The following is a 12,936-nucleotide window of genomic DNA, read 5'->3' as shown; positions in this document are numbered from 1 at the left end:
CGGAGTGGAAAAGGCTCAGGCCGCACGGTTCTTCGCCGAGTTAGGACATGCCGATCCCAGGCGTGGCGAGAAGGCCACGAGCTCGTTGTAGGTCTTGTTGTTTTGCAGGCAGTGATACAGGCATCCGAGCATCCGGTTGAAGGTGTTGCGTAGCGCGCTGGAGTGCCGGTCGCCTTCGGCGCGTCGGTGGTCGTAGTGGGCTCTGGGGCCTGGCGCTCGTAGGGAGGCGAAGGACCACACATAGCCGACGGCGGCCAGGCGCTGGTTCTTCACTTTGCGGTGGTGGACGACCAAGCTCTTGCCCGAGGCGCGGGTGATGGGCGCCGATCCGGCGTAGGCCTTGAGCGCGCGGGCGTCGGCGAAGCGGCTGCGGTCATCGCCGAGTTCGGCGAGCACCCGGGCGCCGGTCAGGTCGGCCAGGCCCGGAAAGCTGGTGATGACGGCGGCGTCCGGGTGCCGGCCGAAGGTCTCGGCGGTGGCCTCGGCGAGGTCGTCGGCGGCACGGCAGGCCGCCTCCAGCTGCAGCAACAAGGCCTGTACCTGACGACCCAGGGCGTCTTCGACGAGCGGGAGCTGACGCAGCTGCTCTTCGCGGAAGATCGCCTGCAGCCGGTCGGTCCAGGTCTCGATGTTGCGCTGGCGACCTGAGCCGCGTAGCAGGGCGTGTAGCCGGCGGGCGGTGAGTTTGGCGGCCGCGCCCGGGGTGGGCGCCGCTTGGAGGACGGTGCGGGCTTCGCGAGAGGTCAGGCCGATGTTCTTGACGTGGAAGGCCTTCAGCGCCGCGGGGAAGTACTCGCGTAGCAGCGAGCGCAGCTGGTTGGCCAGCTGCTGGCGGTTCCAGACCGCGTCCTGCTGGGCGCGGGCCAGCACGGCGATCGCCTGGACCAACTCGGAATCCTTGGGCAGGGGCCGGTGGTGGGCGGCGTCGACGCGCAGGATGTTGGCCAGCGTCATGGCGTCGGCGTGGTCGGACTTGGACCGGGCGACGGTGTGGCGTTCCCGGTAGCGGGCCACGGCCAGCGGATTGATCGCATACACCATGCGGCCGGTGGCGCGCAGGCAGGAGACCAGCAGGCCGCGGCTGGTCTCGATCGCCACCGGGATCAGGTCGTCGGGGTGGTCACCGTGCTCGGCCAGCAACTCGACCAGGACCCGCCAGCCGTTGGCGTCGTCGCTGATGCGCTGCTTGGCCACCAGCGTGCCGGTCTCGTTGACCAGGGCGACGTCGTGGTGCTTCTCGCTCCAGTCGATTCCGCATGTCACCGTCATCGGCGCCTCCTTCATCCGTTGTTGGCCCAGGTGAGCCGTGCGGGGCACGCCACGCCCTAATGAGAGAGCTCAGGCGGCTTGACATCCGATTAGCGGTTCGTGGCCCCAGCCGGCCGCAGGCCCGCGCTCTGCGCAAGGGCTCGGACGGCCCTGGTGATGGGAGCGGTGTCTCCTGCAGCTGGCTCACGTCACGATCATCGCGGGCGAATGCAACCGGTGGGTGGTGACCGAGAGGGGCCGAGGCGCACAGCCTTAGCAGAGGACTCACGGTCCGGTATCAACAAAGGCGTTCACTCGGTCCCCGCCGGCCACCACCTGCTGGGTGGCTCACCAGATCACGTACGGCCTGCAGGGGAGCCACGCTCCGATAGGTACATAGACATCGATCAGGAGAGCCGGATCCAGGACTCGCGAGCCCCTTCGGAAGTCATTAGGCATCGACACCTTCGGTGCCGATGCGTCCGGGACAAAAAGAGGGGGAGCGGATGTCCGCCGAGCCCGACCCGTTACCGGCTCCAGCGCTGCGCAGGCGTCTGCACATGCGCGTCGATGAGCGCCTGGAGGGCCGCTCGTGCGGCTGGTGCGGCGTGTTCGTGGCCTACTCCGGGCGCGGTCGCCCGCCCTCCTACTGCTCCAAGTCGTGCCGTAACCGGGCCTGGGAGGTGCGCTCGGCCGAGGCCCGGCTGCAGCGCGACATCGCCGCCGGCACCGTGCGGACCGGGCCGGTGCGCGAGGTGATCCGCCAGACCGTCGTGCAGACCCGCTTCGTCCCCGCGCCCCGCGAGAGCGCCGGGCCGGGCGAGGGGTCGGCCGTCCCGGCGACGGCGCAGCAGTGGCTGGCGCAGCTGGCCGAACTCGCCGCCCAGCTGCGCGAGGGTGAGCTGGGCCGCCAGCACTGGTATCACGCCAGGCTCTACAACGCGATGATCTCCACCCTGGCACGGCCCGCGAGGGCTCATCAGCTACGTCCGCAGGATCGAAAACCAGGATCCCGAGGGAACGAAGTGGCCTCGATTTAAAAAGTCCGATGACGCGACGGTGGCGGTGATCCAGATGTAGTCATGGGTCGCTGGCTACGATCTCAGCCTCAGACAGCAAACCGGCGGCCCTGGAGCCTGCACAGCAGAGGCACCAGAACCGCCGGTCAACCAGCTCAACCCGCCAGGTCGGCAAACTTTTCGGGTTGAGCCCTCACCACGAGAAAAACAGCACGTGGCTCATCTCGCCTCTACGGTAACGCAGTCGTGTGAGAACACGAATGGGGCGCCGCCGGAAAAGCCGCATACGTCCACGTCGACACTCACAAAGGCGTGTTGGCGGGTGCCGCATGCGCTGTTGGACCCGGCTGCGATCCCGGGTGGTCATGGCCTGGATCGCTACCTGTGGTGCCTGTATGAGTCGTTGATGTCCGGCCGGGGAGCGGTGCGTGGCCCGGCCCGCGCCTCACGTGGGTGGGTGGCCGAGAAGCTGGGCATGGAGCCGACCAAGGCCAAGAAGGAGAAGCGCGCCAGCGCGGTCGACGATGCCCGGCGCCGTCTCATCACCGCTGGGTGGCTGGCGCGCGGCAGCCACCAGGGGCATCGGCGGGTGCCGCATTACGCCGTCGGTCGGCCTCAGGAGACTCGGGCCGCCCATATGGAGGTCCCGGCCTGGTGGGGGCAGCGTGTTCAGGTCGCTCATAGCCCCGGTGACAAGGCGCCGGCCCGGCCCCCGTCCGGGTGCATCCGCCCGGACGCCTGGTGGCTGCTGGTGCGGATGGCCGAGGAGATGACCAGCCGAACCGGCCTGTTGGACGGCGGTCCCAAGGCGAAGCACCGGGGCGTGACCACGACCTACCTGGCGGGCCTGATCGGTGCCCGATCCTCCGACACCGGCGCCCGGCGCGTGGCCGAGCTGGAGGCGGCCGGGCTGGTCGAGGTGACCGCACGCCGGGGCGGACGCCTGATCGTTCGGCCGATCACCGACCCGGCCGTAGCCGCCGCCCAGGCCGTCCGCTACGCCCGCGACGGCCGCCGGATCGAGGCGCCGCCCCCGGGCCGTAAGACGGTCACCGCCGGACAGAATCCGGCAGTGGACCCCCCGCAGAATCCGGCAGTGCATAAAGAGAGCCAGCTTCAGGGTGAGCCAACATCAGTAGAGCCAGGTCTTCCTCTCGCCGTAGGCGCTGATCTCGCCGTAGCGGGCGCGGGCGGCGCGGCTGACGCCGAGAGGCCGAATCAGCCCCCGAACGAGATGCCCGAGGCCGTCGACGACGTCGCGGCCGGGGAGGCGGGTGGCGCGGCTGACGCCCAGGAGTGCCCCGCCGTGACGGCCGAACACGCGGGCATCGAGGAGTCGGGGGCCGTCGACGCGCCCGGCGAGGGGATCCATCGGGCCCGGCCCGTGGGGTCCGTAGGTGTGATGGCGCTGATCCCGCTGGAGTGGCAGCAGCGGATGAGCGAGGCCGAGCGGGAACGGCTCCTGGAGGCGATCGAGGTCGAGATGCTCACCGGGCGCAGCTCCGCCCAGATGAGCGCCCGCATCCATCGCCTACGCGCAGGCGCGCGAGGAGATTGGAGGCCGCCCGGCGGGTCCGCGCTGACCTGCGGCGCGTCAGCAAGATAGGCAATCAGGGCACCTGATCGCGGTCCGGTCCCTCCGGGCGCTGCGCTGAGCCGATGACGGCCGCCGGCGTCCGACGCGTTCCGGGACATCCGGGACACCTCTACGCGGGTGCGCGAGGTCCGGGAACACCGGTCCGTTTTGCCCCGATTTCGCCAGGGTCAACTCCGGAGAACTCTCCTTCTCGGGAGTCAGTCACCCGGGACTGGAGCGAACCGGATTGTGGCGGTCCGGGAGAATCAGAAGGGCGTCCACTGCGCTCCCGGGATTTTCTCGCGGACGATGGTGGCGTGAACCCGGCACGTCGGCTCCCACCACGCCATGTCCGGCAGCGCGACCCACATCTGGTACAGGTCGTCTTGATCGCAGGGCTGTCCGTCGTCGAGCAGCTCCTCGATCCACTTCTCGGGGGAGCCCGTGCGGAGCAGTTCACAGACCGAGCCGAAGCGAGTGGCGTGGTCGGCGATAGACTTGGCGTGCTCCAGCGCGTCGCTCAGGCTGTCCAGGTGCCGCTGGGCGGCCGGATGCAGACTCCGTCGCTCTTCGACAGCGAGGGTGGCGACTTCGCGCTGCAGCTCGGCCACGGCCTGCAGTAGTTCCATCAGATACGGGCCCGCCTCGTTCCTGAGCCCGATGAGAGCGCTGGCGCCTGCGCGTCGCCGGCACGGGTCGGCGGGGTGCGCGACCGGTCCGATCTGGCCGGGGGTAGTGAGCTTGCGTGATCTCAACATCAGGACCGGCGCGCACAGCCATGGCCGCCAGCCCTCCTCATCCATCTCGCCGGTAGCGATGGGTTCGCCTGGGCCGGCCAGCGTTCCTGCCGCGTTCAACGGCCGGTGCTCCAGCCACGCCACCACCGCCCGGCTGCGCATATCGCGGGGGACGTGGCCCGGCTCGACTTCCTCGATGCCGAAGAGGACGGGGGTGCCGTGCGGAAGGCCCGCGGCGATGTCGGCCAGCACATCGGTGGTGGCCGCGATATGGAGCTGCCCATCCTTCATGCACTCCTTGCCCTTCTCTTCCATGACCGGTGGCCGCCGATGGCGGGTGAGCGGAGTACACCAGAAACACGCCGCGCCACGCCACCCCCGCAGGCCATCACCCCTTCCTGGTCAAAAGCGGACAACGTGCCTGAGCCGCGGTGTCCTTCTGGCGCACTCCGGCCACCCCACCGCCTTCCGCCTGCCCGCGCCGAGCGGCCCGCCGACGGCGTGAGCCCGGTGAACGGGTAGCAGCGTTTCGCGACTTTCGCGACGCCCCTACGCGCAGGTGCGTGAGACCGGCACCGCCCCTCGCGGGTTCAGCCTTGGTCGCCGACCGGCTGATCCTCCTTCCTTTCCGGCCCCGCCTCTGACTCGGCTCCGGCCTGCGCGGCGCGTGCCCGGAGCACCGTGGCCGCCACCACCATCGCGATCCCCAGCGCCACGACACCGGCCCCGCAGAGGATGACGATGGCCGCCACCTCGGGCTCCACCGGCGTTGAGGTGATGCGTCTCAAAGACTTGGAGAACAAGCCCAGTAACTGGGTCTGTCTCAAGACGATCAGGGTGACGGCGAGAACGCCGACGCAGATGGTGGTCACCCCGGCGTTGCGGAGTCCGGTGATCGATCGAGGGGACACGAGCGTGATCCCAATCCGTCCGCTTTGCCCCGATTTCGTGGGGGTCAACTTGTGGGAATGCCTATTCCCGGGAGTTGGGGCGGCCCTCGCTCTTTGCGGGCATACGTCTTTACAGTGAGGACATATGTCTTCACACTGAGGACATGGATTCGGTAGGCGCGTCGATGACGCGATTCGAGGAACTGGCGACCGCGCTCGGTCAGGTACGGGCACGGGAAAGCGAACTGGAGGCCGAACTGCTGACGGTGGCCCGGCGCCTGCGAGGCGCGGGCGTCCAACAGCGGCTGCTGGGCCGCCTGCTGGGCGAGCGCGCCGCGATGAAGCCCGCCACCGCCCTCAAGTGGCTGCAACGCCACGGCGTCGAGGCCGACCCGGCCACGGCCGTCGGCGCGGTCGACGGCCAGCCGCCCGCCCCGCTCCCCGTGCAGGCGGTCGACGCACCCGCCCCGAAGGAGCCCGCCACGAAGCCGGAGACGCTGGAGACATCTGTCCCCGACGTGGTCGACGACGCGCCCGGCCCCGCCGCCGCACCGGCCGCCGTGCCCGCTCCACCGGCCGAGACCACGCCCTCGCCCTGGGAGCGCTACGGCGACCCGGCCAAACGCCGCCGCTGGTACAGCGACGCCGAGCTCGCCGCCGTCCAGCTCGTCGCCACCGGCGATGTCGACGGGGCCTCCTGGGTCGTCGTCGCCGGCGACCTGCTCGGCACCGTCCGGCCGCACCTGTCGGCCCGCGGCACCCGGTCGGGATGGGAGGCCCGTCACCGCGGCGGCGCCGCCGTCTACCACCTGAGCGGCAAGGGCCGCGGCAGTCACCCGGCCACCCGGGACACCGCGGTCGCCGAGCTGGTGGCCGACGTTCGGCATCGGTGGGCCGAGCAGCGCCGGCGCTGACGCGACGGCTGAACCGTACCGACCGCAGTCCGATAGTCCGTACCCATGCATCTTGTATGAACTGGAGTCCCCGATGACCTACACCGCCGCCCAGGTCGCCGCGATGGCCGGCCACATCCGCACCTGCGAGGTCTGCGGCGCCGACCCGGAGATCACCGCCGGGCTGAACGAGGGCCTGGCCCCTGGGGAGATCGCCGACTTCATCGCCACCGGCCACGACCCGGCCTGGCTGGCCCTGCTGACCCGGGAGGCGCGATGAGGTCGCCGACGACGTCGACCGCCGCAGCACCGGAGTGCATCATCTGCTCGGCGCCGACCACCGGGTCCGGCGTCGACTACTGCGGAGAGGTCTGCCGGACCGCCGACGCCACCGGCGAGCAGCCGCCGGACTGGGACTGAGACACCCTGGACTGAGACACCCTCTAGGTCTAGAGGCCGGCCCCGCTAGACCTAGAGGCACCCCTAGAGGCCGATCCGTGCTCTGACCTGCGCTCTAGCGCCTAGAGGGCATGTTGGCCACCGCACCGGATGAGAACTTTCTCCACGGTTTCAAGGCGGCCCGCCCCTGGCGGGCCGCCGGCGTTCACGGGCCGGGCTGCGGCTCTGCGGCCGGTCCCGGCCCGGGACGCCCATGCCCTCCGGGGCGGTTGCCGAAAGAATCCGGTGAAGGTGCCGGCACCTCGTGGCGAACTGGTCGACACGGTTACCGAAAGCCCCCATGTAACAAGCCCTTGAGCGATATGCGGATCACCGAACATTTCCGGCCGGAAGGTGGATATCGCTGTAGGGTGCCGCGTCGTGATGGCGAAGCAATCAGAGGCGTTACGCAGGCCGCGTCAGAAGCGGTCACGGCAGCCGAAACCACAGGTCGAGGCTGCACAAGCGACGGCCAGTACGGCGCCAGCCCCGCCCCCGCCGGCGGTGGACCCGCTCGTCGAGGCCGCGCACGTCACCGCTAAAGTCGGCCTGAAACAGACCATCGTGGTATCGATGACGTCGGTACTGGTCGCGTTGATGACCACGCTCGGCGTGGTCTTTGCCGCCTACGTGACCGGCGTGATGAACGGCAAGAACGAGCAGTCCAAAGACCAGGCGTCCAAGGCGCAGCCCAGGGTCACCGTGACCGCCGCGCGGACGGTCTTCAAGACTCGCCCGCCGCGACCTCGACCGACCGTGACGAAGACCGTGTACATCACCAGGACCACCGGGCCCGTCAGCCAACCTCAGCGCAGGTCCTCGCCGAAGCCCTCCTCGTCACCGAAGCCCTCCAGCTCCTCGCGAGATGAAGGCACCATTTTCGACGAAGCGCCGCAGAACCCCTGAGTTGGGGGGCAGACCAAGTAAGCCGGAAAGGGCTAATAGGGCTGGTCGGGCGGTAGAGGCGGAAGTCGAGATTTCGGCTGTGGATAGCCGTGCCCGGCGTGGGGCCGGATTGGTTCCCGCAGCGGTTTCACTGCGCTGACCTGGTCAGACACCGTCTCGGGAACCGGACAGAGCTGATGTTCTGTTCTGTGTGCCGACCGCCGTTGCCCCTTTCCGGCTTACTTGGTCTGCCTCCCTAGAGGGTCCCCTAGAGCCTCATCTCGTCCCTGACCTGCCTTCTAGCGCCTAGAGGCGACGGTGGTCACCGTGCAGGCATCCCGGCGGATGAGAACTTTCCCTTCATTGGCCTCTCAGTCAGTCACAAGGAGCCAAGGCGACGATTGGGCGTATGAGCCCACGCCCCAATCGTCGCCGTTCCTTCCGCGCCCGCCAGCAGGACGCCCACCACCAGCAGCAGGAGGAGCGCACGCAGAAGTTCCTCAAGATCTTCTACCTTGTGGTCGCCGTGGTGATCGCAGGCGTGTGGAACGTCATGGAGACGCCGCCCGCGATCAAAGAGGTCGGCATCGGCACTGGCCTGATCGGCATCCCCGGGACCCTGACGATCCTGGAGTGCACCGACCAAAGCACCGCCAAGTTCTCCCGCCGGCGCTGTGACGGCGACTTCGTGTACGCCTCCACAGGCGAACACGTGACGGTCCGTGCCTTCTCCTGGGGCACGGTCGGCGAGGTCTACCCGGCCCGGATCGCCGACGGCCAGGCGGGATACGCGGGCGCTCGCGGCGCACTGGCGGCGCTGTTGGACATCGGGACCGGGCTGCTGTTCCTTGGGCTCGTCCCGGCGACCGCCGGTAGCTGGCTGTCGAGCCGGGTCAGGCGCGGCCTCGGCTACTCGCTCACCGGGGGGGGCCTACTGGCAATGGGCGTCAGCGTCGTTACGTCGTTCCTTTGACCGTTCGGCAGCATTAGCCCTTTCCGGCTTACTTGGTCTGCCCCCCTGTTTCTCCCCGATCTCGCTGAAGGTCAGGAGAAACATGGTTTGTAACCATTCGGCTACCGACCGGTATGCCAGAGCCGTGATCACGACGTGGCGAACTTGAGACGCAACACTCCGTTACTTTTTCCGGCGGTGGAGCTGGCCATCTGCCCACCGGCTACCTGAACAGCGATTACACAGAGCTACTTTGCCCCTGGTGACGCCGACCCGAGTGGGGGCCCTCCGGAACCGTTCACCTCCGGCGAGCCGCTCGACCCCGGCGGGCAGGGGGTGTTGCAGAGGCCCTCAAGTCAGTCTCATGCCTGCTCTTCTACATCTACGGGTGTGCCTACGACCCCGCCGCGGCAGCGCCGCTCACTATCTCGCCGGACCCTGCTCCTGGGCGGGCTCGGCGCCCTGGCCGCCATCGGCGTGCCGACCATGGTCGCCTGCACCCCCGACCCCACACCAAACGCCTCCGACCCCACACCGAGCACCCCCGACCCCACACCGATCGCCGTCAACCTCGCACCGAGCGCCACCCTCACCGGCCACACCAGCGTTGTCTCCTCGGTGGCGTTCAGCCCGGACGGCACAACCCTCGCCACCGGCAGCGGCGACGACACGGTGCGGTTGTGGGACGTGGCCAGTCGCGACACCATCGCCACCCTCACCGGCCACACCGGCCACACCGGCGAGGTCTACTCGGTGGCCTTCAGCCCGGACGGCAAACTCCTCGCCACCGGCAGCCGTGACAACAGCGTGAAGTTGTGGCCGGCCCGCTGACTCAGTAGCTCATCACCGCTTCAGCCCTCCCGCCAAAATCCGGTCCGATCCTCCCCGGAGGCCAGTCGGGGTCTCCGGCGGTAATTGCGAGTTCCGGACTTACCTTGCGAGTGATCTTGCGGAGTCCGAACCAACCTTGCGAACCAGCCAGACATCGAGGGACGAACTGCCTGGCCGCACTTCGCCGCCGGGTCAGGGATCGGAGTGATTGGGAACGGATCCGGCGTCAACGATGACCGTGCTGGTCAGCGCAGTGCGCACACAGTCGGCGACATGAACGCGTTTACGACCGTAGGGGCACAAAATCGGTGGACAACGCGTACCCCCACGGTCATCGTTGGCGGCATGCAACAGGAGGAGATCTGGGATATCGATGCCGCCCAGCGCTATGACACACCTGGCGAGGGCATGTTCGCGCCCGAGGTCTTAGAGCCAGCCGTGGACCGCCTCGCAGAGCTCGCGGGCGACGGACAGGTGCTCGAGTTCGCCCTTGGAACCGGCCGCGTGGCCGTGCCGCTCGCCGAGCGGGGGGTACCCGTCACCGGCATCGAATTGTCACCCGCGATGATCGACCAGCTGCGGACGAAGGTGGACGAAGCGACGATCTCGGTGATCGTCGGCGACATGGCGACCGCCGTCGCCCCGGGGAAGTACACACTGGTCTACCTCGTCTTCAACACGATCTCCAACCTGCTCACCCAAGCCGAGCAGGTCGCGTGCTTCCGCAACGCCGCCCGCCATCTCACCCCCGGCGGCCGGTTCGTGATCGAGCTCTGGGTACCTGAGCTGCGCAAGCTCCCACCGGGTCAGCAGGCCACGGTCTGGCATTGCGAGCCCGGCTACATCGGCTTGGACACCTACGACATTCTGCGTCAGCACGTCGTATCGCACCACTTCAGGTTCGACGAGAGCAAACAGGCTCAGCTGTTTCGTAGCCCGCACCGCTACATCTGGCCGGCCGAACTCGACCTCATGGCTCAGTTGGCCGGGTTCGAGCTGGAGACCAGACATGCCGACTGGGCCGGAGCCGAGTTCACCGCCGAGTCACGTTCCCACGTGTCGGTTTACCGCATTTCGCCGGACCACTAGCTTCGCCCGAAGCGGTCAGCTGGAACACCGCATGGCCCTGTTCCATCAGAGCAACGGCCTCGCGTACGAGCGCGAGGAAAACAGAAAAGTTGCTGGCCAGCCCAGCCCCCGTTAACGCCGGATTCCGTTCCCAATCACTCTGAACCCCGGGTCCACGGGAAGCGGTCGCCACCGAAGTTGCAAGGTAAGTCCGAACAACTTGGCCTGTCGGTAAGAGTGCTGCAATGAAGTACATTCCGGAGCCGTTGTCCCAGGTCACGCAGGGTTTGTGTGTCGAGCGGTCAGAGCTCGGTTTCGGCCGGGGGCAGCGAGGCAGGGTCCGTGGCCGCATTGGCGTACACGCTGTCATCAGGACTTTGACCTGCGACGATCACGGTGGGAAACCGGACAGAGTTCCTGTTCTGTCCTGTGTGCCGACCGCTATTGCCCTTTTCCGGCTTACTTGGTCTGCCCCCATGCATCACCTTCTGCCCGCCGGGCCCGGTCGCCGAGCCGGGCGGAAGCCGTCCGTTTTGCCCCGATTTCGCCGGGGGCAACTTGCGGGAACTCGCCCCCCACCGGTCTGTCCGGCGGGGGGCGGTCGTGTGGGCGCCTACAGCTCGCAGTTGGTCTCGATTTCGCCGTCGCAGCGGTCGGTGTCGGCGCCGCCGTTGAGCGTGTCGGTGCCGATGCTGCCGATCAGACGGTCGTTGCCCCCACGGCCGTTGAGCGTGTCGTCACCGAAACCGCCGAACAGGTTGTCGGCGCCGGAGCCGCCGTTGACGGTGTCGACGCCGTTGTCGCCGGAGAGCGTGCTCGGCAGGTTCGTGTTGTTGCGGATCGCGTCGATGCCGTCCCCCGCGAACACCTCGACGCGATCGATCCCGCCGGTTGGGCACTTTGCCTCGCCCCCCGACTGCGTGCATCCAAAACCGGCCGCGACCGAGCCGAGCGTATTGCTGACGGTCACCACGGTGCCCGCCGCGTTGAGCGTGATCTCGATCCCGTCGTCGGCCGGGCTGCCGTTGACGAGGATCCTGCCGCTGTCGAGTTGCGCGGTGACGGTGGCCGCCGACGCCGGTCCGGCCAGCGCCACGGCGCCGGTGAACAGGACGGTGACGAATCCCAGGATCATACCCGCGCTTTTGCGCGTGCGACGACCCGTGTTGGTGCTGAACATTCGCTGGTTCCCCTCGATGATGTGTCGGCCCAGGCCCCGAAACTGTGTCGGGCCGGACCCCCCGGAACATCACTATGGGGGAACCTCGTCTCTGGCTCATCGCACAAAGACGCACTGGCTAGGCGTACTAATTCACTGACTGGTGGCCTCCTATCCGCTACACCGCGACGGGCGCCGTCGAGATCACGGGGTTGAGGAACAGCGGGACGGTCATTGGCGGTAAACCGCTGCGTCGCAGGTCGCGGAAGACTGTGTAGGGCGTCGGGGCGGTGTCTTCCGGAGCCGCGCCCTCACTTCAGTGGGCTCTGACCGCCTGGCCCTTTCGCATTCGACCAGCTCACCGCCACAACGAGAAACAAGATCTTTCTCACCGCCAACGACTGTCCCGCTGTTCCTTGACCCCGGGGGTGCCCGGGTCGCCGGTCCATGCCGGGGTAGGGGCCGGTTAGGGCTGCCTGCGTGTCCATGCGCGCGGGTGCATGGGACCCCCTTCCGGCCGACCGGGGTGGAGCCAGATCAAGCCGTTACCCCGATTTTCCGATGATCGTCAAGTGGTCCCAGATCAAGCCGTCCAAAGGGGCCAAATGGAACCGCCCTAGCCATCGGCTATGCCAGCATGCCAGTCCGGGCCTTCTGGCTCAGGAAGGTGGGGCTGTGAACGACATCGAACTCATTGATATTTTTCGCTTCCTCGTAGATGTAGCGGTATCTATGGTGATATCAACCCCGTTGGGGTGGATATGGCTGGCAGCCGGGGCGTTCTGGTTTCTGCGGCTCCTGTGGAATTCATTGGGCGGTTCCAGCTCATCAAGCGGTTCCAGCAGCCACCACGACGGGGCCGGCGGCGACTTCGGCGGGGGCGGGGGCGGCTTTGGCGGAGATGGGGGCGACGGCGGTGACTGACGAAATCTCGGTAGCAATATGGTCGCCCCGGACGTCGTCGACGCCATCTTGTGGAAGCAGGTCGACGCCATGCGGGAAAGCCGCCGCGCCATGAGCGACCTTGCGTCGGTGGCGCTGAACCTGATGTATCCCGAGTTCGGTGGAGTTGGCTTGGTTGACTCTCATGCCAGCTGGGCGTTCGGGTAGAGCATCTCGTACTCGATGGGGTGAGCATCCCCAAGGCGCTGGGGCGATGGCGTTGACCCGGTAGTGCCGTTCCAGCGAGCCCCGGGTCAAGGTGTCGATGGTGTCCGGCGATTCGCAGTGCGCGGCGTTG

Annotated in this window: 13 protein-coding genes and 1 pseudogene; 9 read left to right on the top strand and 5 right to left on the bottom strand. The window is 67.9% G+C overall.

Translation table 11 applies throughout. From position 1 onward, the window contains the following. Positions 1–15: 15 nt before the first annotated feature. Positions 16–1,284, bottom strand: coding sequence for an IS110 family transposase (locus tag AB0J58_RS35440; protein ID WP_364224153.1), 1,269 nt, complete (start codon positions 1,282–1,284; stop codon positions 16–18). Between the two features lie 470 nt (positions 1,285–1,754). Here AB0J58_RS35440 and AB0J58_RS35435 point away from each other — a divergent pair, with 470 nt between their 5' ends. Continuing rightward, positions 1,755–2,288 carry a hypothetical protein gene (locus AB0J58_RS35435; RefSeq protein ID WP_364224111.1) on the top strand — a complete coding sequence of 178 codons (534 nt, stop codon included), beginning with the start codon at positions 1,755–1,757 and terminating at the stop codon, positions 2,286–2,288. Positions 2,289–2,724: 436 nt separating this feature from the next. Then, positions 2,725–3,873, top strand: coding sequence for a hypothetical protein (locus AB0J58_RS35430; RefSeq protein ID WP_364224109.1), 1,149 nt, complete (start codon positions 2,725–2,727; stop codon positions 3,871–3,873). 236 nt (positions 3,874–4,109) lie between these two features. Here the strand turns inward: AB0J58_RS35430 and AB0J58_RS35425 are convergent, their stop codons facing one another. After that, the gene (locus AB0J58_RS35425; RefSeq protein ID WP_364224107.1) at positions 4,110–4,895 is read right to left on the bottom strand and encodes a hypothetical protein; all 786 of its coding nucleotides are present in this window, start codon (positions 4,893–4,895) and stop codon (positions 4,110–4,112) included. A gap of 275 nt (positions 4,896–5,170) precedes the next feature. Beyond that, positions 5,171–5,491: a hypothetical protein gene (locus tag AB0J58_RS35420; protein ID WP_364224105.1), complete on the bottom strand. Its 321-nt coding sequence runs from the start codon at positions 5,489–5,491 to the stop codon at positions 5,171–5,173. Between the two features lie 143 nt (positions 5,492–5,634). On the opposite strand from AB0J58_RS35420, the gene AB0J58_RS35415 reads away from it, so the two are divergent. The 7 genes from AB0J58_RS35415 to AB0J58_RS35385 all read left to right on the top strand — a co-directional run bounded on the left by AB0J58_RS35415 (position 5,635) and on the right by AB0J58_RS35385 (position 10,558). Then, positions 5,635–6,384 (top strand): hypothetical protein, encoded by a 750-nt coding sequence (locus AB0J58_RS35415; protein WP_364224103.1) that lies wholly within the window; start codon positions 5,635–5,637, stop codon positions 6,382–6,384. A 73-nt stretch (positions 6,385–6,457) separates the two neighbouring features. Further along, positions 6,458–6,643 (top strand): hypothetical protein, encoded by a 186-nt coding sequence (locus AB0J58_RS35410; RefSeq protein ID WP_364224101.1) that lies wholly within the window; start codon positions 6,458–6,460, stop codon positions 6,641–6,643. Continuing rightward, positions 6,640–6,783 carry a hypothetical protein gene (locus AB0J58_RS35405; RefSeq protein ID WP_364224099.1) on the top strand — a complete coding sequence of 48 codons (144 nt, stop codon included), beginning with the start codon at positions 6,640–6,642 and terminating at the stop codon, positions 6,781–6,783. Before AB0J58_RS35410 ends, AB0J58_RS35405 begins: the two co-directional genes overlap by 4 nt. Before the next feature lie 522 nt (positions 6,784–7,305). Next, a complete protein-coding gene (locus tag AB0J58_RS35400; RefSeq protein ID WP_364224097.1) occupies positions 7,306–7,707 on the top strand; it encodes a hypothetical protein in 402 nt (133 codons plus the stop codon). Between the two features lie 388 nt (positions 7,708–8,095). Then, on the top strand, positions 8,096–8,659 hold the full coding sequence (locus AB0J58_RS35395) for a hypothetical protein (RefSeq protein WP_364224095.1): 564 nt from the start codon (positions 8,096–8,098) through the stop codon (positions 8,657–8,659). A 369-nt stretch (positions 8,660–9,028) separates the two neighbouring features. After that, the gene (locus AB0J58_RS35390) at positions 9,029–9,469 is read left to right on the top strand and encodes a hypothetical protein (RefSeq protein ID WP_364224093.1); all 441 of its coding nucleotides are present in this window, start codon (positions 9,029–9,031) and stop codon (positions 9,467–9,469) included. A gap of 345 nt (positions 9,470–9,814) precedes the next feature. Continuing rightward, on the top strand, positions 9,815–10,558 hold the full coding sequence (locus AB0J58_RS35385) for a class I SAM-dependent methyltransferase (RefSeq protein ID WP_364224091.1): 744 nt from the start codon (positions 9,815–9,817) through the stop codon (positions 10,556–10,558). A gap of 592 nt (positions 10,559–11,150) precedes the next feature. On the opposite strand, the gene AB0J58_RS35380 is transcribed toward AB0J58_RS35385, so the two are convergent. Together AB0J58_RS35380 and AB0J58_RS35375 are read right to left on the bottom strand one after the other, a co-directional pair. Next, positions 11,151–11,717, bottom strand: coding sequence for a hypothetical protein (locus tag AB0J58_RS35380; protein ID WP_364224089.1), 567 nt, complete (start codon positions 11,715–11,717; stop codon positions 11,151–11,153). Positions 11,718–12,524: 807 nt separating this feature from the next. Beyond that, a pseudogene (locus AB0J58_RS35375) lies at positions 12,525–12,936 on the bottom strand (hypothetical protein); the annotation flags it as partial.

It is taken from the genome of Streptosporangium sp. NPDC049644, from assembly GCF_040675205.1.
Taxonomy (GTDB): Bacteria; Actinomycetota; Actinomycetes; order Streptosporangiales; family Streptosporangiaceae; genus Streptosporangium; species Streptosporangium fukuiense.
Note: the sequence above shows the minus strand (reverse complement) of the source record. Positions and strands in the feature narration are given on the sequence as shown.

Bases quoted from the DNA above. Each gene is read 5' to 3' on its own strand.
- AB0J58_RS35395 (WP_364224095.1), top strand. From the start codon at position 8,096: ATGAGCCCACGCCCCAATCGTCGCCGTTCCTTCCGCGCCCGCCAGCAG.
- AB0J58_RS35385 (WP_364224091.1), top strand. From the start codon at position 9,815: ATGCAACAGGAGGAGATCTGGGATATCGATGCCGCCCAGCGCTATGAC.
- AB0J58_RS35380 (WP_364224089.1), bottom strand. From the start codon at position 11,717: ATGTTCAGCACCAACACGGGTCGTCGCACGCGCAAAAGCGCGGGTATG.
- AB0J58_RS35425 (WP_364224107.1), bottom strand. From the start codon at position 4,895: ATGGAAGAGAAGGGCAAGGAGTGCATGAAGGATGGGCAGCTCCATATC.
- AB0J58_RS35410 (WP_364224101.1), top strand. From the start codon at position 6,458: ATGACCTACACCGCCGCCCAGGTCGCCGCGATGGCCGGCCACATCCGC.
- AB0J58_RS35435 (WP_364224111.1), top strand. From the start codon at position 1,755: ATGTCCGCCGAGCCCGACCCGTTACCGGCTCCAGCGCTGCGCAGGCGT.
- AB0J58_RS35440 (WP_364224153.1), bottom strand. From the start codon at position 1,284: ATGAAGGAGGCGCCGATGACGGTGACATGCGGAATCGACTGGAGCGAG.
- AB0J58_RS35415 (WP_364224103.1), top strand. From the start codon at position 5,635: ATGGATTCGGTAGGCGCGTCGATGACGCGATTCGAGGAACTGGCGACC.
- AB0J58_RS35405 (WP_364224099.1), top strand. From the start codon at position 6,640: ATGAGGTCGCCGACGACGTCGACCGCCGCAGCACCGGAGTGCATCATC.